Source organism: Nostoc flagelliforme FACHB-838 (assembly GCF_014698065.1).
GTDB lineage: Bacteria > Cyanobacteriota > Cyanobacteriia > Cyanobacteriales > Nostocaceae > Nostoc > Nostoc flagelliforme_B.
The window spans coordinates 159,408-185,738 of the sequence record NZ_JACJSI010000001.1 but is presented as its reverse complement, the minus strand read 5'-3'; the positions used below and the strand labels follow the sequence as shown (position 1 = coordinate 185,738).

Below are 26,331 nucleotides of genomic sequence, written 5' to 3'. Positions count from 1 at the left end.
AAGCAATAGATATCTATGAAGCAAATAAGATACTTGTGTTTCACTCATTATTGAATCCTAAAATAATCAATGTATAAACACATTAAATCTCTTACTTCTATGCGCGGTATAGCAGCTTTAATTGTTGTTATACTCCATTTTTCATATTACGCTTTACCTAAAACAGGTTCAACTTTATCAAACTATAGTGATTTCTTTAAAAATGGATATTTATGGGTTGACTTTTTCTTTATTCTAAGTGGTTTTATCATGACCCACGTCTATGCAGAAGATTTTTACTTAAAAGTAAGCTTAGATAACTACCGCTCGTATTTGTTTTCGCGTTTTGCCAGAATTTATCCTTTACATATATTTATTTTATCTCTATTTATTGGATTAGAATTTGTCAAACTTTTTTTACCAAATCATTCTGCTTTCACTGGTAAATTTAATTTAACTGCTCTTTTTGCAAACATTTCTCTTCTACAAGCATTCGATTTGAATTGTCCACCTTTATTTTGGTGTAATACCTATTGGAATGAACCTGCTTGGTCAATTAGTGTAGAGTTTGTTATTTACTGTATATTTCCATTATTATTATTTGTTTTATTAAGGAGTAGCGAAAAAAATGATTTGATAATTTATAGTTTTACTCTCTTCAGCATATTACTACTAATCACTTTTACCCGTGGCAATTTAGATAGTATCATTGGAATACCTTCGATAGCTAGATGCGGACTAGAGTGCATACTTGGTATTATCACTTATAAAGTCTATCGTAGAGGTAATTATAGAAAGTATTTCAATCTTAATTTCCTGGCAATTATAGCCATAATTTGGATAATTCTGATTATGCATTACTACTGGCATCATTGGCGTAGCCTTCATGATTGGCTAATTTTACCAGCTTTTTCTATACTGATTTTAGCTATATCTGTCAACCATAATGGTGCGATATCAAAGTTTTTGAATTCCCGACTAATGCTATATCTGGGTACTATATCTTACTCAATTTATATGGTTCATTGGTTTATTCAAGAATTGTTAAAGTTGTTCTGGATTTATGCCTTTCACAATGCTTTTGGTAAAGGATTCACAGAATACGAAGCATTGACATCTTTAGTAGTATTTCTTATGATGGTATTATTCGCTGCATCATTGACATATAGATTTGTAGAAGTTCCTGCGCGTAATTATTTAAAGTCTACAATCTTGCGTAAAGAATGTATTGAGCGCCAGTAGTTTGCCAAGATAGATTGAAATTTAACCACATTGAATAAATTAAGAAAATAATAGAGTTTTATGAGCTTATCACCTGTAGATTACCAATCCAGTTTAACTGCGGTTGATTTTGATCCATTTGCAGATGGAGAATTACTTCTAACCGCTCCTGCCACAGAATCACAAAAAGAAATTTGGGCTTCTGTGCAAATGGGGGATGCTGCCAATTGTGCTTATAACGAATCCCAATCTCTGCGACTAAAAGGCGAACTTGATGTCAAAGTTTTCCAATCTGCGCTGGAAAAGTTAGTACAACGTCATGAAGCACTACGGACAACTTTTAGCACAAATGGCAATACACTCTGCATTGTTGCTTCTCGACAAATTGAAATCCCTATTATTGATCTTTCTAATCTAGAAGTACAGGATAAACAAGAAAAATTAGCTAGTATCTTACGACAAGAGGTAGAGCAACCTTTTGATTTGGAACATGGCCCTCTATTCCGAGCAAAAATCATCAAATTGCAGTCGCAGGAGCATCTAGCGATTTTGACAGCCCATCATATTATTTGTGATGGTTGGTCTTGGGCAGTACTAATGCCAGATTTGGATAAACTCTATTCTGGCTTGGTACAAGGTATTGTTCCTGAATTAGAAGAACCAGACTACTTAAGTGAATATGCGACTTTGCAGGAAGAAGAGGCGGATAGTTCAGAAGCGATCGCTACAGAACAATACTGGTTGCAACAATTCGCTGAAACTGTACCTGTGCTGGATTTCCCTAGCGATCGCCCTCGTCCACCACTTAGAACCTTTAACGCCGCCCGCGAAGATTGGCATTTAAATCCGGAATTAGTTGCCAGCCTCAAACAACTAGGGACAAAACTCGGTTGTAGCTTTATGACCACTATCCTCGCAGGGTTCGAGGTCTGGCTGCACCGTCTGACAGGACAAAACGATTTGGTTGTAGGGATTCCAGCCGCCGGGCAAGCTGCTTTGGGGCAATATAATCTCGTAGGTCATTGTGTAAATTTACTACCATTGCGTAGCCAGGTTGATGGCGAAAAATCCTTCAGCGACTACTTGCGATCGCGGCGATCGGCTGTCTTAGATGCTTATGACCATCAACAATTTACCTTTGGTAGTCTGGTCAAAAAATTAGTTTTGCCACGGGATTCTAGCCGCATTCCCTTAGTTCCCATTACATTTAATATCGATCAGGGTTTAGACAGTGATAAACTCCCCTTCACCGGGCTGGAGGTAGAATTTTTCTCTAACCCCCGCGCATTCGAGAACTTTGAACTGTTCATCAATGCTACGGAATTACGTGGTCAAATGACCCTGGAATGTCAGTACAACACTAATTTATTTGATGCTGACACTATTCGCAACCGGATGGCAGAGTTTGAAACATTGTTATTGGGTATAGTTACTAACCCAAATCAAACGATTGCTAAATTGCCTATTTTACCAGCAGTTGAGCAACAGTTATTAACAACATGGAACCAGACTCAAACAAATTATCCTCAAGATAAATCTATTTATCAATTATTTGAGGAGCAGGTTGAGCGTACCCCCGATGCAGTAGCGTTGGTATTTCAAGAACAGCAACTTACTTATCGAGAGTTAAATATTCGCGCGAATCAATTAGCGCAATACCTGCAAACACTAGGAGTTGGTGCAGATGTTCTTGTGGGGATCTGCGTGGAACGCTCCTTAGAAATGGTGGTAGGTCTTTTAGGGATTCTGAAAGCAGGTGGAGCTTACGTACCGTTAGATCCGGGTTATCCGCAAGAACGCTTGGCTTTCATGCTTTCAGATACCCAGATCAAGTTATTATTGACCCAAAAACAGCTAATTGACAAGCTCCCAAATCACACAGCAAGCATAATTTGTCTAGATACTGACTGGGATACCATCAACCACAAAACACCAGAGAATTCAATTGCTAATGTCAAAGCTGACAACCTAGCTTATGTAATGTACACATCTGGTTCTACAGGTCAGCCCAAGGGTGTTAGTGTAATCCATCAAGGTGTAGTTAGATTAGTCAAAGACACTAACTATGTAAGCCTCACCGCCAAAGAAGTATTTTTGCAAATTAGTCCCATTTCCTTCGACGCTTCAAGCTTTGAAATTTGGGGTTGTTTGCTTAACGGTGCAAAACTAGTAATATTCCCTCCCCATACCCCATCTTTAGACGAATTAGGGCAAATTATTCAACAGCATCAGGTGACAACCCTGTGGCTAACGGCAGGTTTATTCCATCTGATAGTCGATGAAAAAATTGATGCTTTAAAACCCTTACGTCAACTGTTAGCGGGTGGCGATGTTTTATCGGTTCCCCACGTCCAAAAATTTATCAGCACGGTAGAAAACTGTAAACTGATTAATGGTTATGGGCCAACAGAAAGTACAACTTTTGCTTGCTGCTATGACATCACAGCACCGTTAAAGCCAGGGGCTTCTATTCCTATTGGTCGCCCCATTGCTAATACCGAAGTTTATATCTTAGACTCCCATTCACAACCAGTTCCGATTGGAATCACGGGTGAATTACATATTGGTGGTGATGGTCTAGCACGAGAATATTTCAATCGCCCCGATCTGACTGCTGAAAGATTTATTGCCAATCCCTTTGGCCAAAATCCCCAATCACGTTTATATAAAACTGGAGATTTGGGGCGCTATTTACCAGATGGAGAGATTGAATATCTCGGTCGTATTGACCACCAGGTAAAAGTAAGCGGTTTCCGCATAGAATTGGGTGAAGTTGAAATCGCACTTTTGCAATATCCGGCAATAAAAGAAGCGGTAGTAATTGTTCGAGAAGATACTCCTGGTGATAAATTACTAGTTGGTTATTTTGTAGCAGAAACTGCTCAAGATAGCCCGCAAATTATTTCGGAATTACGGCGATTCTTGAAACAGCAGCTTCCTGAATATATGGTGCCAAAGATTTTTATGGCACTGGAAGCCTTACCACTAAATGCTAACGGCAAAGTTGATCGGCGGGCACTGCCAAAACCTGATTCTTTCCGTCCAGAATTGGAAGCAAATTATGTAGCACCTCGCACTCCCATTGAACAGCAGATTGCAGATATCTGGATACAGGTTTTAAATGTCAAGAAAGTTGGGATTTACGACAACTTTTTTGAGCTGGGTGGATATTCTCTACTAGGAATTCAAGTGGTTTCTCGACTGCGCCAAGCTTTGGAAGTGGAAATCCTGATGTCCAATTTATTTGAATTACCAACGGTAGCCGATTTGGCTGAACGAGTTGAAACTCTGCTTTGGGCAACCCAAGGTGTTCAGACTGCTGACAGTGAGACAGCTGGTGATTATGAGGAAGGTGAGCTATGAAAACATTAGATGAACTACTATCTGAGCTACGTCAGCGCGATGTCAAACTTTGGTTAGAAGGCGAACGCTTACGCTACCGAGCTACAAAAGATAGTCTTACACCGGAATTGCTGACCGAGCTAAAAACTCAAAAAGCCGAAATCATTAACTTTCTCCGGCTAATTACCACAGCCGCCAATTCACAGATTCCTCCAATTGTCCCTTGTGAACGGAATGGCAACTTGCCGCTTTCCTTTGGTCAGCAACGGATATGGTTTCTTCATCAGTTTGAACCTGATAGTTCCTCAAATAATATGCCAGTTGTGGTGCGTTTTACGGGGAATCTCAATGTTGCTGTCTTAGAGGAAAGTTTGAAAGAAGTCGTCCGCCGCCATGAAGTTCTGCGGACAACTTTTCCAGCCGTGAATGGCAAGCCCACTCAAGTTATCTCTACCGATGTTTCCTTGACATTGCCAATAATTGACTTGCGGCAAGTACCAGATGAACAACGGGAAGCAGAAGCTCACTTACTGGCAACTAAAGAAGCTCATCAACCCTTTGATCTAGCAAATGGCCCGATTTTGCGCTTGCTGCTGCTGTGGTTGAGCGATCGCGAACATCTGCTGATCTGGAATATGCATTGCATAGTTTGTGATGGAGCTTCTTCGGATTTATTCTATCAAGACTTCACTAACATCTATAAAGCATTGTCGGCGGGAAAGACTTCTCCTTTAACTCCCTTACCAGTGCAGTATGCCGATTTTACCAATTGGCAATATCAATGGCTCCAAGGAGAAGTTTTAGAGTCACAGGTAAACTACTGGAAACAAAAGCTAGAAGGCAATTTACCGATCATTGACTTACCTTACGATCATCCCCGTCCTCAAGGTGTGCAAACCTATCGAGGCGATCGCGCCGCCTTGCTACTACCAAAGACGCTGAACCATGCCCTGACAGACCTGAGTCAAAAATGGGGTGTCACCCTGTTCATGACTCTACTGACAGTATTTAACCTATTACTCTATCGTTATTCTGGACAAGAAGACCTACTCATTAGCTTTGCCAGTGCCGGACGGGGACAAGTAGAGACCGAAGGGCTGATTGGATTTTTTTCTAATACCCTGGTATTGCGAAGTAACTTAGCTGGAAACCCAACTTTCCGACAATTTCTAGACCGAGTTCGTAAGGATTGCTTAGAAGCTTATACCTATCAAGACCTACCTTTTGAAAGGCTAATTGAAGAACTTAAACCAGAACAACAGAGTCGCAATAGTTCGTCTTTATTTCAGGTAAAATTCTCCCTTAATCCTCCTTGGTCGAATGGTCGCGGTATGGCATCTGTGCAATTACCCGATCTGACTATCACTTCTCTATTTGGCTACATTTATCATGGCAAGACCAAATACGATCTGACATTAGTCTTGCGGGAACAAGATAATGGTTTGGGCATGGTATTTGATTACAATGCTGAAATGTTTGATGCCAGTACCATAGAGCGGATGTTAGGGCACTTCAAAACCTTACTCGAAGGTATTGTGGCTAATCCCGATCAGCCAATATCTGAATTACCCCTGTTGACAGCAGGTGAACAACATCAAGTGTTGGTTGATTGGCATGGCAAACAGGCTGATTATCCCCAAAATGCTTGTATCCATCAATGGTTTGAGGCTCAAGCTAAACGAACTCCAAATAATATTGCACTAACTTTTGAAAATCAGCAACTAACTTATCAGGAACTCAACCAGCGTGCAAATCAACTAGCCCGCCATTTGCAAACTTTAGGGGTAAAATCGGGGGTACTCGTCGGTCTTAACTTAGAGCCTTCCCTAGAGATGATTGTGGGGCTGTTGAGTATTATGAAAGCAGGGGGAACTTACGTATCCCTAGCGCCGACATCTGGGCAAGATAATTTGGCTTTCATTTTAGAAGATTCCCAAATATCTTTAGTGTTAACCCAAAGCTCATTGATTGAGAAACTTTCTCAGCATCAGACACAAGTTATCTGTTTGGATAGTGATTGGGAAGTGGTCGCTCTACATACAACTGAAAATCTAGGCTGTTACACTACAGAGCAGACTCTCGCCTGTGTGATGTATGTGTCCGGCTCCAATGGAAAACCTAACGGTATAGCCATTACCCACCGCAATCTCGTCACTCACAGTCTAGCAATCAGTGATACTTGGGAGTTGACTCAGAGCGATCGCTTACTACTAATATTTAGTATCAGTTGCGACACTTTCATTGAGTCACTGTTTCCCTGTTGGATTGCTGGTGCTACCGCAATTCTCCAGTCTCAAAAGTTACAAAACTCGACGGCACATTTTTTCCCATTCATTGCTCAACAACAGATTACCATTGTTAATCTACCCACTTCTTTTTGGTATAAGTTAGTTAACGAGCTATCTGTGTATCCACAAACCTTGCCAGTTAGCTTGCGCTTAGTTATGGTTGGTGGTGAAAAAGTCTCACGCAATGCTTATTTAACTTGGGTAGAAAAATTTGGCAAGCAAGTACGCTGGCTGAACGCTTATGGATCGCTAGAAACAACTTTAACTGCCACAGTTTACGATCCAGAAACTGCCACTGAAGCCAGTAACACTCGGTCAGAAATTCCTATAGGAAGAGCGATCGCCAATACAAAAATCTATATTCTCGATCAGCGATCGCAACCAGTACCAATTGGCATTCCTGGTGAAATCTACATCAGTGGTATCGGTGTTGCTCAAGGTTACTTTAACCGCCCAGACTTAACATCTGAAAAATTTATCCCCAATCCCTTTAGCAGCGAATCTGGGTCATACCTTTACAAAAGTGGCGACTTAGGGCGCTACTTGAGTGACGGCAATATTGAGTTTTTGGGCCGTCTAGATAATCAGGCTAAAATTCGCGGCTTTCGTATTAAGTTGGCTGAAATTGAAACAATTTTGGGTCAATATCCAGGTGTGCAAAAAACTGTGGTGATTGCCAAAGAGGATGTTCCAGGGGATAAATGTTTAGTTGCTTATCTTGTCCCCAAACAAGGGGAGACTTTTGGGAGTGAGCAACTGCTTAGTTTTCTCCAACCAAAGCTGCCTGAGTATTTGTTACCTTCTGCCTTTGTGATAGTGGATTCTCTGCCATTGAACGCTAATGGTCAAGTTGATCGCAAAGCCTTACCTGCCCTTAATCCAAGTAATTCTAAAATAGAAAAAACATTTGTTAGAGCAGAAAATCCATTACAACTTCAATTAACAGAAATCTGGGAAAACGTTCTAGGAGTTCATCCGATTGGAATAACAGACAACTTTTTTGATTTAGGTGGACACTCACTGCTGGCAGTACGTCTGTTTTCTCAAATTGAAAATATAGTAGGCAAAAATCTAGCTCTATCTATCCTCTTGCAAGCCCCAACTATTGAGCAATTAGCTTACATTGTTGAGCGAGAAAGATGCTCAAAACCAGGGATTGCAGTAATGCCAACAGCTGATGCCAAGTCTGAAACATCAATTTATTGGTCATCTTTGGTAGCTATTCAAGCCAACGGTTCTAGACCTCCTTTTTTCTGTGTACATGGTTTGGGTGGAGAAGTTATACGTTTCCGTGAATTGGCATTGCATTTAGGATCAGATCAACCATTTTACGGATTGCAACCACAAGGGTTAGATGGAAAACAACTTCCATATACCCGGATTGAAAACATGGCAGCGCACTACATTCAACAAATCCAAACTATTCAGCCCCATGAGCCTTATTTGATCGGCGGCTACTCCTCTGGGGGTATAATTGCTTACGAGATGGCTCGGCAATTGGTCAAGCAAGGTAAGAAAGTAGATTTGTTGGTTTTGTTTGATACCTACGGTTTAAGGAATATCGAATCTGTGCCATTGCAAAAACCAAAACTTTACCATTGGAAGAGTCTTTTAGCAATTGCATCTAACTATGTTATTAAACAGGTACAAGGAAATACAGAGCGGGTTAAGTATCAGATCAAAGAGATACTCTGGCGGTTGGTCTTTTACTTTCACCTGACTTTTGCACGCCCTTTACCTTACTCCAATCGGAAATTCATGGTGGAAGAGGCTACCAGACAAGCGCTAAGAAAATATGTTTTACAAGTTTACTCAGGTCAAGTAACCGTATTCCGAACAGAAGATGGTCTTGTGGTTGGACAACGGGAGGCTGATTCCAAAATGGGTTGGGGTAAATTGGCATTAGGGGGAGTGGATATCTATGATATTTCTGGAATTCATAATTCCATTTTTAAAGAACCCCATGTACGATCTGTGTCCGAAAAAATGAAGGCTTGCATAGATCAAATTATTGCAGAAATCTGAATTTTTCTAAACTTATAAAAAAATAGATGTCTTGCAAAAGTTTCTAACACCCTACCCCGCCTGGGGGCAGGGTTATTTCATTCCCTAAAATGGGTAAAATTGCAAGTATTGAGGTAAGAGAAATTATCTCAACATACTCCGCCGGAATGGTCATACTTCTATCACAACTGTTCAAACATTTCTCTCTTATGAGATTGAGAAACTTCTTGCTCTTATGCAAAGAAACAGCCTTGGGATTAAGAGGATGTTTGAAAAGTAGGGGCTATTGTAAGAAAGCTCACAAGGCTTATGCTGAAATTTGTAGACATCAACACCTTGTGAGCCAGTGACTAAATCATATCCGAATGATCTAATTACCCCGCCAAGTCACGAAAGCGAACTACTAGTAGCTCATTAAACAAATGGGTAAGTTTTTAGCCAGCACTTTAGTTATTGCTTTTCCTCGGCGGTAAAATATTCATTGTGACTTTTGCAAGAAGTCTCTTAAACTATTTTATGAATTAAAATTTAAAAGTAGTGCGGATAGTCCCTATAAAAATACTATCGTTATTGGACATCTGAGAGTTGAGAAAAAGATGTTAGTTGTGATATGTCTGCTAAAGGAGTTTGCTGCTGATTTTCTAGAGCAAAAGTTGGTGTATTAATACAGGTTGTAACAACAGTTAAGCTAGATGTTAAGATGACAAAACCACAGATATTATTCATTTTTACTGCAACAAGAAAGTATGAATAGGCAATACTCTTTGCATAATAAATTAGCATGATAATATCTAACAAAAGATGAGATAAGAGTTTTCTCATCTTTTGATTGTTATGACATCCTTGCATATATCGCAATCTAGTCTTTTTTGTAGTTATCTCTTCACCAACACCTACCCATTCGCGCATTTGGCAACAAAACTAGTCTGATTACTTAAAATTTTCCTTAGCAGCTAACATCTGTAAAATCTTTTCTACATGATCTAACTCTCCAACGATTCGCCGAATCGGGTGAGGCCAAACCTTGACAAGGGTAGGAGTTGCAGAAACCTGATTGAGTTCTGCTTGTTCTGGATGACTTAAAACATCAATTACTTTCAGAGTATAAGGATGTCCGAGCGATCGCTCCAACAATTCGTGTAAATTTTGTAGAATGCGTTCAGTAGTACTGCTATGTCCGGCAACAAATAATCGCAGAACATAGCCTTGTGCGATCGCTTCCTTTTTTTGTTCTATTACTGGCTGGTGGTATTTTGGCACAGGTTCAGAAAGGTCTAGACGGACGATTAAATCGTGATCCTCCCAAAGCTGCCCAAATGACGAACGATAAGTTGTTAACACCATGCGATCGCACAACCCCTCCTGCCAGGGAGCTGCTTGCCATACTAACTCCCTTGTGCCAAAAATCGTATTAAGCAAAGCTTGATGTCTAATTACAGCCGGATAAGCTTCAGCAAAAGTTCTCACTTGTTGAGTACGCGGATCTAACCAGTTGTCAATAGTTGCAGTATAACAAGGCACTAAAAAGTGCGGTGGCTCTGGTAAATCTAATATTTCTTGCAAAGCCGAGCACAAATGCAAATGCCATCGACCTTGTTTACTAGGGTCGATGCAGTAAATTAAATCTCCTCCAGGTGTAAATAGGGCAATGCCTTTAAACAACTGGGGTGTAGATAGTTTATTTGTCGTCAAGTTATTCACAGAGGCTAGGAAGCTAAAAGTAAAACATTCTCTCTTTTACCTTTTACCTTAGCTATAACCGCAACTAGGATGACAAAGATATTTGGGATTGGGGAGATGAGAGGGCAGGGGAAGCAGGGGAGAATAATTAATAACCAATGCCCAATGCCCAATTCCCCATGCCCAATGCCCAATCTTAAACTCGACCTCGGAGAAACTGTGCCATTTCGTTAGGAGTTGGCGACATTTCTAAAGCAGTTTCTTCAGTAATACGACCGTCTTGATAGAGATTGAGCAACGACTGATTCATCGTAACCATGCCGTCAAAACCAGCTTGTTTCATCAACTCGCCAATTTCATCATATTTACCATCTTTGATCCATTCTTTAATCGCCTCAGTATTGATCAGCACATCATGGAAAGCAGCCCGCTTTCCGTCAGTTGTACGGCACAAACCTTGGGCAATTACTGCCACCAAAGACTCAGAGATTGCCACCCGCATTGCATCCTGTTCATCACCAGAGTAGAGATTGAGAATCCGCTCAATGGTTTTAACAGCGCTATTGGTGTGCAGGGTTCCCATCACTAAGTGACCAGTCTGAGCGGCTTTTAGGGCGGTGTTAACTGTTTCTTTATCCCGCATTTCTCCCACCAGAATCAAATCTGGATCTTCCCGCAAAGCTGCTTTCAAAGCGTTGTCAAATTTCCGAGTATGCATTCCCACTTCCCGTTGTTTGACTAAAGACTTGCGACTTTGATGGATAAATTCTATCGGGTCTTCAATAGTGATGATATGCTTGGCCATCTCCTTATTGATGTAGTCAACCATCGCCGCCATTGTGGTGGACTTACCAGAACCAGTGGGCCCTGTCACCAAAATTAAGCCTTTGTGATGATGGCAAATATCCCGAAAAACTGGGGGTAATCTCAACTGTTCCATAGTTAAGATTTTCAGAGGAATCAACCGCAACACCATCGCAGGCCCTCTAAGAGTGCCAAAAATATTAATCCGCACGCGAGCAAAGTCATATTGAGTTGCTCCGTCAAATTCTAAATGTTCTTCAAAGCGCTGAATTTCTCCCTCACTCATCACCTCCCGCAACCAACCCATAAAAGCTTCTTTATCTGTTTCTGGATAATCCCATGATTGAATTTCTCCTCGAGTGCGGAAACGGGGTACTTCACCTACACCCAAGTGCAAGTCAGAATATCCCTGATCATAAGCTTCTCTGATTAACTTCTCTAAAGTGGGCCCTGCACTACTGTTTTTAGGGAGAGCTGAACTAGGTATTGGCGGTGGACTAACAGGACGATGACCTGCAACGGGCGGGTTGCTGCTTCTATCCATTGACATATCTAATGTTTGCGTCATCTGCCGCTGTGTACTAAAGGTTGGCGGTGGTGGCGGCGGCATTGGTGGCAGGTTACGTCCAGCAGCAGGGTTAGAATTTAATGGGGACTGTGATTCTGTCATATATCTTCACATTTGGCAGTTAAAAAGTTGAATTAACGAGAAGTCAAGTTGCTTGTTTCGATAACTTTTGGAGAATGCTTACCTGCAAGCCGTAGCAGTGATGGGAGGCGATTGAAACTCTATAACCAGGGTCACTTCATTTCATGCGCCTCATTTGGTATCTTTTTTTTCTAAAATTCCATAATTCAGAAGATTTAGAGAAATTATTTAACTTATCTAGACTGGTTTAACACACTCAATAGCTCAGGATGCCTCAGTAAATATACATGAATTTTTAGGTAATTATTGTTGCTTTAAATATGAGTATGAATATTCTCAGGGCTTAGATGAGAAATTTATCTCAGACATACAGACGAATTGCCAGCAATTAACAGTACAAATACTAGCAGTTCATTTATTCAGCCCATCCATAAATTATGAGAGCCGCTACTCTTTTTTATAAGAAATGTTAAGTTGAATAGGAGCAATGTCCTGGGGATCAAGGTTAAAGGGTTATGAGTTTTAGGTTATGTGCCTGAAGGTAGATGTAATAAACAAGCTTTTCTAATAGATACAAACTTGACTTTATATCCATAATTACAAAAGATTAACTGTAAACTTTAGTAAACAAATGCTCATTTTCCTAATTAGTTTTTATATACTGAATTTCACTGAGAAACGAAATCAGTTAACTCGTAAAAAGCGAGATTAGTCTGAAATTAAAATTTGTTGTGTATTTTTGGGAGGAAAAGTCATGGTTTCTGCTCAAAGCTCTAATCTAGGAAAGACCTACTCCTTGTTGATGATTAAAAGCTTTTTAATATGGACTTTTACATTAGCAGTATGTTTGTTGGTTGTAGGTTTTCCACTAGTTGTCTTGATGGCTACGGTCGGATGTTTGTTGTCGATTATCTTGCAATCTGTGATGCCTGTTAGTGCAGTTTTGCTTGTAGCAGGCGGCTTAGTAATGTTTAATGTCATGGCAGTTGTATTGGCTGCGGGTGTGCTAACTATCAAAGGAGTTCATCCTAGTGAAGTTAAATGGTTAAGCTGGCTGCATGGAGAGGCAGACAAAATGCAGACTACTGTTTACGCTGCTTGCCCTTTAACTTGTGAGATAAAATAATCGTTACAAGTAAATTCGACAAACAGTGCGTCTGCCCGGTTAAGCCGGGTTTTTTCATGCTTTTATAATTTAAACTTGTGAGATCAAGATGTAGTTATTACAGTTAAATTCGATAAACATTATATTTGCCCGGTTAAGCCGGGTTTTTTATATTTTGTGTGATTTATCGATTTATATTTATGGTTTGTGTGATGATTGACTGCCAACTATTGACTATTGGCCATAGACCATTGACTATAACCATTGGCAAATGAGAGATGACAGATGACTAATCAAAAACGCGTTTGTATTATCTTAGGTACTCGCCCGGAAGCGATTAAACTAGCTCCAGTAATTCAGGTTTTTCAGAAGTCTTCAGCTTTTAAATTGCAAGTAATTTTAACTGGACAGCATCGAGAAATGGTTGAGCAGGTTATGCAACTGTTTAATATCAAGTCAGATTATAACTTGGAAATTATGCAGGTTCAGCAATCTTTAAATGATATTACCTGCCGTAGTTTACAAGGTTTAGAAGCTTTATTTAAGGTGGAAAAGCCAGATTTAGTAATCGTGCAGGGAGATACTACTACAGCTTTTGCCGCAGCTTTGGCAGCTTTTTATCAAAAAATCCCTGTTGGTCATGTAGAAGCAGGATTAAGAACTGATGATATATTCAATCCTTATCCAGAAGAAGCTAATCGGCGGTTGATTTCTCAAATTACGCAGTTGCACTTTGCGCCGACTCCTTGGGCTGTGGAAAATTTGCATCGTTCTGGTGTTTTGGGTGAAATTCACATGACGGGTAACACGGTAATTGATGCATTGTTAAATGTAGCTGCAACCCAAGCAGTTTGCAATGTACCAGGCTTAGACTGGGATTCATATCGTGTTTTGCTAGCAACAGTTCATCGCCGGGAGAATTGGGGAGAACCTCTCTTAGCGATCGCTCAAGGCTTTTTACAAATTTTAGATAAGTTTCCTGATACAGCAATGCTTTTACCATTGCACCGCAATCCCACAGTGCGAGTACCGTTGCAGGAACTTTTAGGGAATCATCCCCGAATTTTCTTGACAGATCCTCTAGATTATGGGGAATTGGTGGGAGCAATTGGGCGATCGCATCTTTTGCTCACTGACTCTGGTGGTTTGCAAGAAGAAGCCCCCAGCTTGGGAAAACCAGTACTGGTTTTGAGAGATACCACCGAAAGACCAGAAGCTGTTGCAGCCGGTACAGCCAAACTTGTCGGTACTACGAGCGAGAACATTTTTACAAATGCTGCTGAATTACTCAGTGATCAAAGTGCTTATGAAATAATGGCAAATGCAATTAATCCTTTTGGGGATGGTCATGCATCAGAGCGCATTTTAGAGATTGTAAAAAATTATATGGATGGTTAAGCAAGTTCCTAGTAAGGACTTTAGTCCTTACTATAGCGGTTCCCACTCAGATGCAGTAAAACATTACATCGCAAGGTGTAGGGGCTTGTCTTTGCCCATTGGTGTCAACTTAAGCAAAAAGGAAGCATAAGATGTAATCTAAGAACATAAGAATTGATGTTCTTAGTGATACATCATGAATAGAAAACGACCAGCGCGAACAGGAAACCCCGATCTGCGGCAGCAAAAGCATGTACCAGTGCCACCAATTGAACAAATAGAGCAAGAAATATTTTCATTACTATCGCCGAGCAACTTTAAACCTCTAAAGTTGCATAAAACCGAAGACAAGAAAAAACGCTGGCTGGCAAAATCATGATGGTGGTAGAAGCTTTTAGCCATCGACCAGTCACAACCTGGTATACAACAAACAGCAAGGTGAATGATAAGACTTGGTGCGATCAATTACTGGAGCGCTTAGCAACTGGTGGATTACTGATTTTTGATTTGGGATTTTTCAAATTTCCCTGGTTTGATGCATTCACCGAATCTGATAAGTTTTTTATCACCAGATTACGAGAAAAAACTGCTTACAAGGTCGTCCGTTGTCTGAACTCTACCCAATTGTATCGTGATGAAATTATTGCTATGGGAGAATATCGCTCTAATCCTTGTATGCATCAGGTACGCTTGGTTTCTGTATTATGGGGTTCAACTTGGTATTACTATCTTACTAATGTCATTGATCCACAAATATTATCTGCTCATCTTGTCTGTGAATTATATCGCCGATGGTGGCGAGTTGAAGATGCATTTTTGCTGACTAAACGGCTTTTAGGTCTGGCTTATATCTGGGTGGGTGATTGCAATGGTGTGCAAATTCAAATTTTTGCTACTTGGATTTTCTACGCTGTTCTCAATCAATTGTGTCTTGATGTTGCCATCGCTCTCAACCAACCTTTAGACCGAATTTCTACAGAGATGGTTTTCCGCAGTTTGTACCATTTTTCCCAAGCTGTTCTCCGTGGTGATGCCAGTGATACTCTCACCTATCTTGTTGAACATCAAAAGCTCTTTGGATTAGTCAAAACCAGGCGTAAGCGTCATCGTGAGATTGACGCTTACACCCAACAAATTTGGGCTTTAACTTCTTAAGTTGACACCAATGATGTTATGCCCTTACAAATAATTGATGTGTCGCAAACATTATTTGAATTGGTATAACGTAGGGTGAGTTAATTTTTGCAGGTCGATGCAACAAAGGTGCAGGTTGATGCAACAAAGGTGCGGGTCGATGCAACAAATTAGTATTGAGTAAAAATATCAGCAGTGTAGTCTAACAATTCAACGCCCCAAACTTAGGACTCCACCACCCTTTTGGCGTACTGAAATAAGCCACATCTTTATGTTTGGTCTCCTTACGGGATTGTGGGTTAGAACATCGCAACATAGTCTTACTCTGCCCTTCTTTGATGTAACTGTACTCCTCTAAAGGTTTCTTACATACAGGGCAGGGATATGCCGTCATCTTCACGGGAGGCTTTTGTTGATTTTCAGCTTGGACTGTTTTAGCTTGTGGTGGCTGCCAAGTTTTATTAAAGTCGCTCCAAAATAGCACAACATTTTCACAGCCTTTTGTGCATTTGAGGAAATATTTCTTTTTAACCTTAGTAGTCGGAATTTTGGCGAGAAAATTTTTGCATTCAGGGCATCGAGTCTTGGAAGTTTCATATTTGCGCTCAGTTATCACATGAGCTTTACCTGTTGAGGAACTCGCAACTACAGTTTTAGCTTTGGAAAGTGCTGGTACAAAATAATTCTGATTCCAACTAGTTAAATAATGCTGCCAAGAGTTTTTTCCTTCGGAAATTGCATCAAGAGCATCTTCCATTTTCGCTGTGAATTCCGCCTCTAGTAAATCTGGCAGTGCTTTGAGCAAAAACGCATCAACTTCTAACCCTAACGCTGTCGGTTGCAGATGGTCTTTTTTCAACTCTACATAATTTCGTTTTTTTAAGGTAGCAACAGTAGGAGCATAAGTACTTGGGCGACCAATTCCTTTACGTTCCATCAGTTGCACCAATTTTGGTTCACTATAACGGGGTGGTGGCTGCGTCTGCTTCTGCTCATGTCCAGCATTCCCCAGTTTTAATGCTTGTCCCTGTTGTAATGAAGGTAAAACACTATCCTTGCTGAGATTATTCCAGTACCGGGCATAACCGTAAAATTCAATCACTTGCCCTCTAGCTGACCACAGTAGAGAACCAGACTGAGTAATCACCAGAGTTTTACGCAATTGAGCAGCACGACACTGAGAAGCAATTGACCGTTTCCAGATCATCACATACAGATTAAACTCATCATCAGGGAGTTTTAAACGCAATTGAACTGAGGGACGAAACACATCGGTTGGACGAATTGCTTCATGTGCTTCTTGAGCCGATTTGCTACTGCGATGCTTGGCAACTTGCTGCGGTACATTCTGCGGATCGTTTTGCTCCAACCATTTACGGGCGCTGGCACAAAATTCTGGACTCAGCATTACTGAGTCTGTTCGCATATATGTAATCAGCCCTGCCTCATAAAGCTTTTGAGCCACAATCATAGTTTTATCGGGAGCAAATCTCAGCTTTGAACCGGCTGCTTGCTGAAGGCTGGAAGTTGTAAATGGTGGCGGTGGCTGGCGGTTAACGATTTTTCCTTCAAAATGAATCACCTTATGAGGATGTCGCTGTGCTTCTTCAACTAAACGTGTTGCCTCTGCTTCGGAAAGAACACGTTTAGACTCTGGTGTTTCTGTAGTATTACCTACCTTTGCATCATCGTGAGTTTCAGTTTCTTGTTCTGCTGCATCTTTTGCAGAATCGACCGTCCCTTTGTAAAAAGCCCGGAATCCTTCAGCATAATCTACCCAGACACTCCAATAATCTTGGGGGATGAATGCCAGAATTTCGTTTTCTCGCTGACAAATCAGGTGCAACGTCGCGCTTTGGACTCTACCAACACTCTTAGCACCGTTATTTAATGCCCAAACTAAAGGGCTACCTTTGTAACCCACCAACTTATCTAGGCAATCTCGGCACAACCCAGCACCGATTAAGTTTTGGTCTAGCTTTCTAGGATTAGCGATCGCACTCTGCACCGCCGATGCTGTAATCTCTGTATAAATTACTCGTTTCGGTTCCTTTAAACCCAGCGTTTCTTTGAGATGCCAAGCGATTGTTTCGCCTTCCCGGTCTGGGTCAGTTGCTAAGACAACTTCATCAACCTGCCTCACCGCAGACTTGAGCTTCTGAATTGTTTCTTTCGCTCGTTGGTCACGCGGAACGTAATTGCAGCGAACATTACTGCCATCCATAACGAAGCCCAAGGAATCGTCTCCTTCATTGCTGAGTTCTCGGATATGGCCACAACTGGCTAGAACTTTCCAATCCGAACCCAGAATTTGACTGAGTTTTTTGACTTTTCCCGGAGATTCTACTACAAGCAGGCGTTTGATCATAGCAACTGCGTTCTAGATTTTGAGCAATAAACTGGCAATTGCAATTAGCGCGATCGCCTATTGTCGTGATATAGATTTTTTAGAATACTCTATCAAAAAGCTTTGGAAATTGCTTAACTGTCTAGCTCAACCAAAAAATAAGTCAAGGTTTTCCAGCTAATTCACCAATTGTACGCATACAAAACCAAATGGAAGCTACTCCACCGAGCGTCATTGCAACTAAACCTTCATTACTGACAAGTTTCTGAAGTACATCGTAATGTGACCATGTTTGAAATATTAAATAGCCACCAGAAATTCCTCCGAAAACAGCAAGTGCTAAGTTAAATACTTCATCCAATTTAAGTTCCCACTTAGAGGTTCGACGACCACGTATAAACCAAATCACCAGTGCAGCAAGAATAGTAAGAATAAACCAAGCTGCATATAGATACTTCTGAGTCATCTAACCATTCCTATCCGATCTAGTCTGTGGGTCGGTAAACCATGCATAGATAGCGGCAAGCAGTCCACCAATGATAGCACCAGGAATTTGAGCTAATAAAACTCCCAGAAACGCACCTCCGCTTGCTAATGCCATAACGCGATCGCCCCGTTTCCAAAAGTCAGCTTGCTTAGAACTATCTGCTAGGCGATAATCCAAGCGAGATATGAACCTCTTTGCTGCTCCAGGGATATCATCTGCGTTCAAAATCTGAGCAATCTGACTTTCAAGATCAAGCGATGCTGACCCATTTACTGCAATTGCTAAACTCTTTGTTCGTTCCTGAGCTTGGTACTGCTTTAGTAAGTTGTTGTAGGCAGATTGATATTGCTCATTGAGAACAACATCCCGTTTCACTAAGCTTGGTATCTCTTTTATAACTTCAAGCTCATGATTTTCTAAAGCACGGCCTACTCTAAGAATTTCCTGGTGTAAATCCTGCGACAGCGGTTTTTCCATCTGAGAAACAGCTCTCAGAAAAGCCTCAAGTGTTCTAGCTTCCAAGGGATTCATACAAAACCTCTTCCAGTGAGGGTAAAAGCTGCCCAGTAATAGGGATTAGTCTATGGAGAATTTAATAGTTCAATTGTACTATATTCTTCTCGAATACTATAAGTTTGCTGTTCTAACTCCTGTTTAATTAATGGATCTAGGTCTTCTATAGCGCTAAGAGTACAGAGCCAAGTTGCTAGGTCAGCATTCGTAACCGTGCGGAGCCATTGTTGTGCTTGATTCAGTGCCCTTGCTGGAGGCATACCTTCTTGAAGAAATTGATAAAACCGAATCATAATCCAAGCACTGGAAGTTTCTTCAACTGTCCATAAGGAGCTAAGGACGTTAGTAACTTTAGCCCGCAGGAAAGCACTAACCAGCCCGACATATTCAGTGGTGATAGTTTGGTTTCCGGTCAAAGCGGTTTCACAAGCAGCAATTGTCACTAAATCACAGGACTCAAGATTGAACTGGCTAATTTCCTTTGCACTCAGATAATCGTCATTTGCCAAGCCAAGTCGAGAGTTTTCCGGCTGATCGCTATTGTATTCTCCGTGTCCAGTGAAATGAAATACATGATAATTGTTATCTAACTTCTCAATAACATTAGCTTTGGTAGCTTGGTCTCCAATAATAGCAGTGGAGTTGGCAAACAGTTGCCGAACTATTGCGGATTCCAGTTGAGCATAGGGCATTGGATCAATACCGTCAATTGCAGGATCGTCTACATTTAATAAAGGTTTTGTATGCCATCCCTCCATCGGATCTTGATTTTGCATATTCAGTCCAACTTGAACACTAGGTAGATAGGCAATAGTAAAACGCTCATTAAACAGAGCATGGAGGGGAAAACGGTGTAAATCCCGGTGAGGAATTAAAATCAGATCGTTGACACCAGTGAGTTGAGCTTCAATTGCAGGAATATCCAGAATGCGTTTGAGTTCCTCCAAAATAGTGTCCATAGTGATTCGCCAAGGATTGTTCTGCTGATCTCTAGTCTCCTCTTTACCCTTATCTCGGTAGTTTGAATATACTTGATCCCAGTCGCTGACCCACTTTTCAAATTCCAGTAAGCGTTTCAGAGATTCTGGAATTTTGCTGTGGTTGCTAGATGGGCTTGGATTAATCAGGATAGGAACTGGGGTATTGGGTTTCAAAACAAAAGTGGTCAACGCAGCGGGACTGAGATGCCAATAAATTGCTGCTGTTGAAGTATCGAGCAACTGCTGAGTTTGTTCATACGTAGGAACTAACAAATCTTGCTCCCATAACAGCCACTTCAAACAAATATTTTTTCCTTCTTCTGCTGTTTGCCAAGCGTTTAAAATTTTCCCATTCCTCACCAAGATATCTACCGTTAACTGATTGAAGCCTGTAAACTCAAGAGCTAGTATTCTTTTTTGTCGAAAGCTTTTAGCCTGAACTAACAAACGGTTTAACAAATCTAAGCCTACTCTCTGCAAATGTTCTGCTTCCTGAATTTTGCCCAAAGCTAAAAAGACTTGAATTAGATCCTCAATGACCTTCAAATATTCTTTTGTCTGAGGATTTAAAAAGCGTACAGCTTCTTGATAGCTTTTCTCAGCTTTCTTCCAATACGGGAAGGGATCTGACTGCCGCAATCCATGTTTGTAGTGAATTTTTCCTTTAGAGCGATGGAGTTGCCCACAACCTTGTTGATGATAATTACGTACTTCTGGATATGAATGATTTAGTTGAGCTTGAGATAGCAGCAACCCTTCATCAAGTTTTGCCAAAGCCGTCGAGTATTCATGAAACCAACTAAATATTACCGATCCCCACTGCTTACGAGCTTGCCAATAGCTGGGGTCTATCTTTAGCGCTTCTTGATAAGCATCAATGGCATAATTATACCTAGTTAAATCCTTTAGAACATTGCCGCTACCATTCAAAACTTGTTTGCGGAAATTGTTTTTCTTAGTTTGTGTAGGAAAATTGTTGTCGTCAGTAATAAACTTCAGTGCATTATCAAAAGCTTCGAGAGCTTGTAGCGATTTTTTAAGATTGTAAGCTAGTATGTTCCCTTTATGATACCAAAACTTGGAATCTCTGGGTCTTAGAGCAAGAGCCTGATCCAGTGAATCAATTGCAGCTTGGTATTCACCTTCTTGAGCTTGCTGATCAGCTTGGTCAAACAACTGTTCTGGAACTTTTAAAGCAGACTGAATTGCTCGTCGCCCTATTTCTTTAGCTTTTGATAACATACTTTGAGTTTGAATAATTTGACCAAATATAGAGACTAAGTAGTAGTAAGAGGCTAAGTGTAAAATATTCAATTTTACACTTAACTGGAATTGAGCCGAGATAGGTTCAAATTCCTGGATACTTAATTTTTAGACTGCTTATCCCCCAATTTAACCAGTGTTTTTCGGGTTGTATATGCATACTTAGATTAGCCCTAATCTCTCCATACATTACGTTCAGAATACAAACCTTTTTCTAGGATAATTTGCGTGATATCACGGCTTTTACAACCCATGCTAGCCTGTTTGCAGAGAAAGATGTATATTTTTGAATGTCAATAAGGCGATCTAGCTTGGTTCTTTAATAAGCTAAGACATTAATTTAGAATCTAGGGCGTGTCATGCAAGTTAACGAACTCAACTATTGAGTTGGTGTAGCATGATCACTAATTTTTCTTCTAAGGCGATCGCACTTCCTATTTCTCTACCAGGTTGGCTTATAGCAGTAATTAGCGAAAATTTATACTGTCTACGCCAAGAGATTCTTATGGAGATCGTTTGCGATCGCAATGCGTTGCCTCTGCCCTCCAGATAATCCCTCTTTTGTCACTTTCGGCAGAGAATAATTTGTAACCCTTGCCCAGATAGGATTTTAACTGTAGAGCTTTGTTTGAAGGTTTCTATTAGCTTGCGATCGCTAATCTTCCCACTAAATCTAGGTTTCATCATTTAGCCTCAATTTTTATTTTCCCAGAGTGACAAAAGAGGGATGTTAATGCTACTAGCCTACGGAGATAAAGGAAAACAGAAAGCGATTAGTATACTTTGGCGAAAGTTTTTCTACCTTTAAGTTAGGTAGACGCAATTCATGTAGACGCGGAGAGGCTGCCCACAGGGTATTCGCCCTACAGCGTGTAGTTTTGCTTAAGTCCTATGAAGGGTAAAAACCCGGCTTCTCTATGAAAACTGGGTTTTTAAGTAATTGTTAATTTATTTTTGAACAGTACAACAGGGCAATAAAGGCTTGTTTACAACTTCTTTAATCTCTACCGAATCCAACAAATCTTCCCAATACTTCTGAACTTCAGGATCATTAGGACGCTGGCGGCGTAAATTAGCTAAAGTTCTGAGAGAATCTTCCCAAAATCCGGCTGTGGCAAATAAAATTGCCCGATCTAAGTCTGTGTTTGGTTGATTTAGCTGAAGAGATAGGTTTTCATCTTGCGATCGCACTATTGTACCTTCTACATACGAGTCTTTATCGCGGTTATTCGGATCACAAATCATCGAAAAAGTCCATTTATACTCTTTACCAATTTGCAGAGATGGCTGATCGGCAGGTACATCTACACTAACAATACCATTCTGCCCAACAGGTTTGAAAGTCCCCTTATACAATGGGTCAATACTATCATCATCCCGCAAAACAAATTCTAGTGCCTGCACTATTGTCGAGGTTTGAGGAACGTAGAAAAAAAATGTGGGACGCTCTGCTGTGGTTCGTTGAGCTTCTTTATCTGTTGGTGTCAGGGGAATGAGATATTGTCCAGTTTGAAAGCAACTTCCCCGTGTTCCTGCTGACCTTACCCTACCAGGTCTACCTGGGACAAAGGCAATACGATTTCTACCGCGTTGGATGTAACTTGTAACATTTCTAATTGCAGAAGTAGCGTATCTATCTCCAGGACGTAGCCGCTCTGCTTGCTGAAAGTATCCTAAAGCTTTTCTATAGTTTCTCCGTTGGGTTTCATTATATCCAAGTAGCATATATTGGGTGTAAGCAGGTTTAGCTTGTGTTAGTTGATTAACTGGCTCTGTTGCCAAAACCTGAGTAGTGCTTACAGGCTCGAAGGGGAGAAATGCTAAAGCCGCAAGCAGATAGCTTGCCCAAAATCTATGTTTCATAATGTCCATATCCACTTGTAGTACATTGCTTGGGTATATATAATACAATAGCGCAAGCTTTGCAGTGGCAAGACTTTATCTGTGCTACTTTCTGGAAAGGCTGAGGTAGCCTTCTGATTTTTTTCAAAAAGATTCCCGACTTTTTTAATAAGTCGGGAATCTGATCCTTTGGGTTTTTAATTTAAAGTTGATAGACTATTGACTTTTGCCTATTCTCTAATGAAGTACAGCCAATTGTTCACCGCCTACCTGAACATTATCAGCAACAATGTTGCGGAATGAATCACCTTCAATTGTTTCTTGTTCTACTAACAAATCTACTAAACGTTCTAAAACTACGCGGTTTTCTTGCAACAGTTCTTTTGCCTTGATGTAAGAATTGCTAACAATTTCACGCACTTGTGAATCAATTTTGGCGGCAATTTCCTCAGAATAGTCTGATTTATTCATCCAGTCGCGTCCTAAAAATACCTCTGCACTCTGATTTTCCAAAGACAATGGACCTAATTCTGACATTCCGAAGCGTGTCACCATCTGCCGTGCCATCCCTGTCACCTGTTGCAAATCATTGCTTGCACCTGTGGTCACTTCTGGCTTACCAAAAACGATTTCCTCGGCGGCGCGACCACCCAAAGTAGCTGTAATCCTAGCTTTGAGTTGGGAACGGGAAATTAACCCCTGTTCTTCGTTGGGAGTAAACCAAGTTAATCCTAGTGCTTGTCCCCGTGGAATTAATGTAACTTTCTGCACAGGGTCATGCTCTTTGAGCAATGTGCCCACTAAAGCATGTCCAACTTCATGATAGGCAATCAAGCGCTTGCTCTTGCTGTCTACTAAGGCAGTACCTTCCATACCCGCAACAACTCGATCTACAGCAGCATCAATTTCTAAAATGGTGACAGCTTCTTTGCGCCTTCTTGCAGTGAGAATGGCGGCTTCGTTGAGTAAGTTGGCTAAGTCTGCGCCAGTAAAACCAGGAGTGCGGCGAGCGATCGCCTCTAATGATACGCTAGGATCAATTTTCTTATTCCGAGCGTGGACTTTCAAAATTTCTAGTCGTCCTTTAAGATCCGGTGCATCCACCATCACTTGTCTGTCAAAGCGTCCTGGTCTGAGCAAGGCTGCATCTAAAACATCTGGGCGGTTAGTGGCAGCAATAATAATGATGCCTGTGTTACCTTCAAAACCATCCATTTCGGTGAGTAGTTGGTTGAGGGTTTGTTCGCGCTCGTCGTTACCGCCACCGATACCAGCGCCCCGTTGTCTACCTACTGCGTCAATTTCATCGATAAATATTAGGCAAGGGGCATTCTCTTTGGCTTTTTTGAAGAGGTCACGCACGCGAGATGCACCCACACCGACGAACATTTCCACGAATTCGGAACCGGAAATACTGAAGAATGGTACACCTGCTTCACCTGCGATCGCTTTTGCTAGTAAAGTTTTACCAGTACCAGGAGGGCCAATTAACAGCACTCCTTTGGGAATCCGTGCGCCTACAGCCGTAAATCTTTCTGGCTGTTTCAGGAAAGTAACAACTTCTTCGAGGTCTTCTTTAGCTTCTTCAACCCCGGCGACATCTTCAAATTTCACTCCAGTTTTTGCCTCCATTTGGAAGCGAGCTTTAGATTTGCCAAAATTCATCGCTTGGCTAGAAGCATTAGTAGAGCGCCGGAGGAACAATAGCATTAAAGCCACCAGTGGCAAAATCCACATGAGATTGATCAACAGTCCAACAGCCGCTCGACTATTAGCAGAGGAAACCTCACCAAAATCAACATTCTTTTCTTTAAGAATGTTAATTAACTCTGTGTTTTGGGCTAAAAGTCTCACCTGTTGCGGTGGTGTATCATCTTTTTGCCCCTTAAGATAAACCCTTGCTAGCTGTTCGGTTTCGTCAAGCTCTACTTTTTGGATTTCTCCTGCCTTCGCTTTCTTGATCAAGTCGCCGTAATTTAGAGAGGTGGTTTCTGCTTTTTGTGCCATGACAGGAGTACTGGCGAAAATTCCTGGCAACATAATCAAACTAGCAGCGATGCCTACGACGGGCTTTGCCAACGCACCAACCCAAGCACCACGTTTTGAGGACTGCCTTTTTATCAATGGTTTTTTTCCCAAATTTGTCATAATAATTACCCTTTGTCTGCTGGCACAAGTTGAGCTACGGTTTTATGCCTATTCTTCTATCAAAAATTGTAATAACTGGAAATTACACTTTTCTTATCTAGTCTAACTTCCACACAAAATCATTCCCAAATTTATTCCGGCTATTCCATGAAGTTAAGCAACCTGGGTCATTACAGCAGTTTTCTTTTACATAAGGTACAAAGTCACTGATTTTGAGGCAGGAGGCAGAAGGAAGAATAATTTGATTTGTGAATCCTTGGTTCTATACCTCATTTAGTTGCAAAGTCCTGTATCTAAATTTATGCAGATGCTGAACTATCCTTATCCAATCCTCATCACCCGCCTTAATATCCCACCACGAATTTGGTACTCCGAATCACTAGGAAACTTACGGCGTAATACTTAAGACTAAGCATTCGTAAGAGATAGCCAGAGTTAAGAACTTTATTCCCCAGTTCCGAGTCCCCAATAGATATTAATTTGACACACTCTGACACAAATCGCTAATATAAACATAGTCATAACGATTCCGTTTTTCAAGAAATCTGATGATAGTAGCTAGTTAATAGTTTGTAGGTTAATTATGGTGAGAATTATTGGTATTGGTGGTAGTTTAAGAGCAAATTCTTATACCCAGCTTGCTTTAGAGTTAGCAGTGCAAAGGGTAGAAGCCCTCGGTGCAGAGGTAGAAATTCTTGATTTACGGCAGTTGCAGCTACCGTTTTGCACTGGTGCAAAAGAGTACCCAGAGTACCCAGATGTTCAGCGGTTACAGAATACAGTTAGTCAGGCTGATGGATTAATTTTAGCTACACCTGAGTATCATGGTAGCGTTAGTGGTGTCCTAAAAAATGCTCTAGATTTGATGAGCTTTGAGCAACTGTCTGATAAGGTAACAGGATTGATTAGCGTCTTAGGTGGCCAGCCTAACAGTAATGCCCTAAACGACCTACGGCTAATTGTGCGTTGGGTGCATGGTTGGGTGATTCCAGAACAAATTGCGATCGGACAAGCTTGGGGTGCGTTCAGTCCTGAAGGCAAGCTGCTAGATGAGAAACTCTCCCAAAGATTTGACCAATTTGCTCAGAGTTTAGTTGATAACACTCGCAAGCTACGGGGTGTAAATTAGTTCTAAGGTGGGCAAGTTCATAGTAAGGACTTTAGTCCT

Annotated in this window: 16 protein-coding genes and 1 pseudogene; 8 read left to right on the top strand and 9 right to left on the bottom strand. The window is 41.0% G+C overall.

Annotation, left to right across the window (positions count from 1 at the left end; all coding sequences use genetic code 11):
• Window positions 1-69 precede the first annotated feature (69 nt).
• From H6G97_RS00765 to H6G97_RS00755, 3 genes are read left to right on the top strand one after another with little or no spacing between them, the layout of a single operon-like run.
• A complete protein-coding gene (locus H6G97_RS00765; RefSeq protein WP_190938844.1) occupies window positions 70-1,221 on the top strand; it encodes an acyltransferase family protein in 1,152 nt (383 codons plus the stop codon).
• A 60-nt stretch (window positions 1,222-1,281) separates the two neighbouring features.
• The gene (locus H6G97_RS00760) at window positions 1,282-4,563 is read left to right on the top strand and encodes a non-ribosomal peptide synthetase (protein ID WP_190938843.1); all 3,282 of its coding nucleotides are present in this window, start codon (window positions 1,282-1,284) and stop codon (window positions 4,561-4,563) included.
• Entirely contained in the window at window positions 4,560-8,855 is a 4,296-nt protein-coding gene (locus tag H6G97_RS00755; protein ID WP_190938842.1) for a non-ribosomal peptide synthetase, read from the top strand. Before H6G97_RS00760 ends, H6G97_RS00755 begins: the two co-directional genes overlap by 4 nt.
• Window positions 8,856-9,401: 546 nt before the next feature.
• Here the strand turns inward: H6G97_RS00755 and H6G97_RS00750 are convergent.
• The 3 genes from H6G97_RS00750 to H6G97_RS00740 form a co-directional block, all read right to left on the bottom strand.
• Window positions 9,402-9,560, bottom strand: a complete 159-nt coding sequence (locus H6G97_RS00750; protein WP_190938841.1) for a hypothetical protein — start codon at window positions 9,558-9,560, stop codon at window positions 9,402-9,404.
• Window positions 9,561-9,764: 204 nt separating this feature from the next.
• Entirely contained in the window at window positions 9,765-10,535 is a 771-nt protein-coding gene (locus H6G97_RS00745) for a circadian clock KaiB family protein (protein ID WP_190938840.1), read from the bottom strand.
• A gap of 175 nt (window positions 10,536-10,710) precedes the next feature.
• A complete protein-coding gene (locus H6G97_RS00740; protein WP_190938839.1) occupies window positions 10,711-11,988 on the bottom strand; it encodes a type IV pilus twitching motility protein PilT in 1,278 nt (425 codons plus the stop codon).
• Between the two features lie 733 nt (window positions 11,989-12,721).
• Here H6G97_RS00740 and H6G97_RS00735 point away from each other — a divergent pair.
• The 3 genes and pseudogenes from H6G97_RS00735 (at window position 12,722) to H6G97_RS00725 (ending at window position 15,604) form a co-directional block, all read left to right on the top strand.
• Window positions 12,722-13,093, top strand: coding sequence for a hypothetical protein (locus H6G97_RS00735; RefSeq protein ID WP_190938838.1), 372 nt, complete (start codon window positions 12,722-12,724; stop codon window positions 13,091-13,093).
• Window positions 13,094-13,357: 264 nt separating this feature from the next.
• The gene (gene wecB / locus H6G97_RS00730; protein ID WP_190938837.1) at window positions 13,358-14,470 is read left to right on the top strand and encodes a non-hydrolyzing UDP-N-acetylglucosamine 2-epimerase; all 1,113 of its coding nucleotides are present in this window, start codon (window positions 13,358-13,360) and stop codon (window positions 14,468-14,470) included.
• A gap of 175 nt (window positions 14,471-14,645) precedes the next feature.
• Window positions 14,646-15,604 (top strand): annotated as a pseudogene (locus H6G97_RS00725) (IS4 family transposase).
• A 181-nt stretch (window positions 15,605-15,785) separates the two neighbouring features.
• Here H6G97_RS00725 and topA read toward each other — a convergent pair.
• The 4 genes from topA to H6G97_RS00705 all read right to left on the bottom strand — a co-directional run bounded on the left by topA (window position 15,786) and on the right by H6G97_RS00705 (window position 21,224).
• Complete coding sequence (topA, locus tag H6G97_RS00720; protein ID WP_190938836.1) at window positions 15,786-17,951, bottom strand: type I DNA topoisomerase; 2,166 nt, start codon at window positions 17,949-17,951, stop codon at window positions 15,786-15,788.
• A 142-nt stretch (window positions 17,952-18,093) separates the two neighbouring features.
• The gene (locus tag H6G97_RS00715) at window positions 18,094-18,396 is read right to left on the bottom strand and encodes a hypothetical protein (RefSeq protein WP_190938835.1); all 303 of its coding nucleotides are present in this window, start codon (window positions 18,394-18,396) and stop codon (window positions 18,094-18,096) included.
• Window positions 18,397-18,948, bottom strand: a complete 552-nt coding sequence (locus H6G97_RS00710; protein WP_190938910.1) for a hypothetical protein — start codon at window positions 18,946-18,948, stop codon at window positions 18,397-18,399.
• A 50-nt stretch (window positions 18,949-18,998) separates the two neighbouring features.
• Entirely contained in the window at window positions 18,999-21,224 is a 2,226-nt protein-coding gene (locus H6G97_RS00705) for a CHAT domain-containing protein (protein WP_190938834.1), read from the bottom strand.
• 346 nt (window positions 21,225-21,570) lie between these two features.
• Here H6G97_RS00705 and H6G97_RS00700 point away from each other — a divergent pair, with 346 nt between their 5' ends.
• The gene (locus H6G97_RS00700) at window positions 21,571-21,726 is read left to right on the top strand and encodes a hypothetical protein (RefSeq protein ID WP_190938833.1); all 156 of its coding nucleotides are present in this window, start codon (window positions 21,571-21,573) and stop codon (window positions 21,724-21,726) included.
• A gap of 395 nt (window positions 21,727-22,121) precedes the next feature.
• Here the strand turns inward: H6G97_RS00700 and H6G97_RS00695 are convergent, their stop codons facing one another.
• Together H6G97_RS00695 and ftsH are read right to left on the bottom strand one after the other, a co-directional pair.
• A complete protein-coding gene (locus H6G97_RS00695) occupies window positions 22,122-23,036 on the bottom strand; it encodes a DUF928 domain-containing protein (protein WP_242054759.1) in 915 nt (304 codons plus the stop codon).
• Between the two features lie 216 nt (window positions 23,037-23,252).
• Complete coding sequence (gene ftsH / locus H6G97_RS00690) at window positions 23,253-25,163, bottom strand: ATP-dependent zinc metalloprotease FtsH (RefSeq protein WP_190938831.1); 1,911 nt, start codon at window positions 25,161-25,163, stop codon at window positions 23,253-23,255.
• 583 nt (window positions 25,164-25,746) lie between these two features.
• Here ftsH and H6G97_RS00685 point away from each other — a divergent pair.
• On the top strand, window positions 25,747-26,292 hold the full coding sequence (locus H6G97_RS00685) for an NADPH-dependent FMN reductase (RefSeq protein WP_190938830.1): 546 nt from the start codon (window positions 25,747-25,749) through the stop codon (window positions 26,290-26,292).
• Window positions 26,293-26,331 lie beyond the last annotated feature (39 nt).

Coding starts and splice junctions, on each gene's coding strand:
- H6G97_RS00765 (WP_190938844.1), top strand. CDS start 70: ATGTATAAACACATTAAATCTCTTACTTCTATGCGCGGTATAGCAGCT.
- H6G97_RS00760 (WP_190938843.1), top strand. CDS start 1,282: ATGAGCTTATCACCTGTAGATTACCAATCCAGTTTAACTGCGGTTGAT.
- H6G97_RS00755 (WP_190938842.1), top strand. CDS start 4,560: ATGAAAACATTAGATGAACTACTATCTGAGCTACGTCAGCGCGATGTC.
- H6G97_RS00750 (WP_190938841.1), bottom strand. CDS start 9,560: ATGAATAATATCTGTGGTTTTGTCATCTTAACATCTAGCTTAACTGTT.
- H6G97_RS00740 (WP_190938839.1), bottom strand. CDS start 11,988: ATGACAGAATCACAGTCCCCATTAAATTCTAACCCTGCTGCTGGACGT.
- H6G97_RS00735 (WP_190938838.1), top strand. CDS start 12,722: ATGGTTTCTGCTCAAAGCTCTAATCTAGGAAAGACCTACTCCTTGTTG.
- wecB (WP_190938837.1), top strand. CDS start 13,358: ATGACTAATCAAAAACGCGTTTGTATTATCTTAGGTACTCGCCCGGAA.
- topA (WP_190938836.1), bottom strand. CDS start 17,951: ATGATCAAACGCCTGCTTGTAGTAGAATCTCCGGGAAAAGTCAAAAAA.
- H6G97_RS00715 (WP_190938835.1), bottom strand. CDS start 18,396: ATGACTCAGAAGTATCTATATGCAGCTTGGTTTATTCTTACTATTCTT.
- H6G97_RS00710 (WP_190938910.1), bottom strand. CDS start 18,948: ATGAATCCCTTGGAAGCTAGAACACTTGAGGCTTTTCTGAGAGCTGTT.
- H6G97_RS00700 (WP_190938833.1), top strand. CDS start 21,571: ATGATCACTAATTTTTCTTCTAAGGCGATCGCACTTCCTATTTCTCTA.
- H6G97_RS00695 (WP_242054759.1), bottom strand. CDS start 23,036: ATGAAACATAGATTTTGGGCAAGCTATCTGCTTGCGGCTTTAGCATTT.
- ftsH (WP_190938831.1), bottom strand. CDS start 25,163: ATGACAAATTTGGGAAAAAAACCATTGATAAAAAGGCAGTCCTCAAAA.
- H6G97_RS00685 (WP_190938830.1), top strand. CDS start 25,747: ATGGTGAGAATTATTGGTATTGGTGGTAGTTTAAGAGCAAATTCTTAT.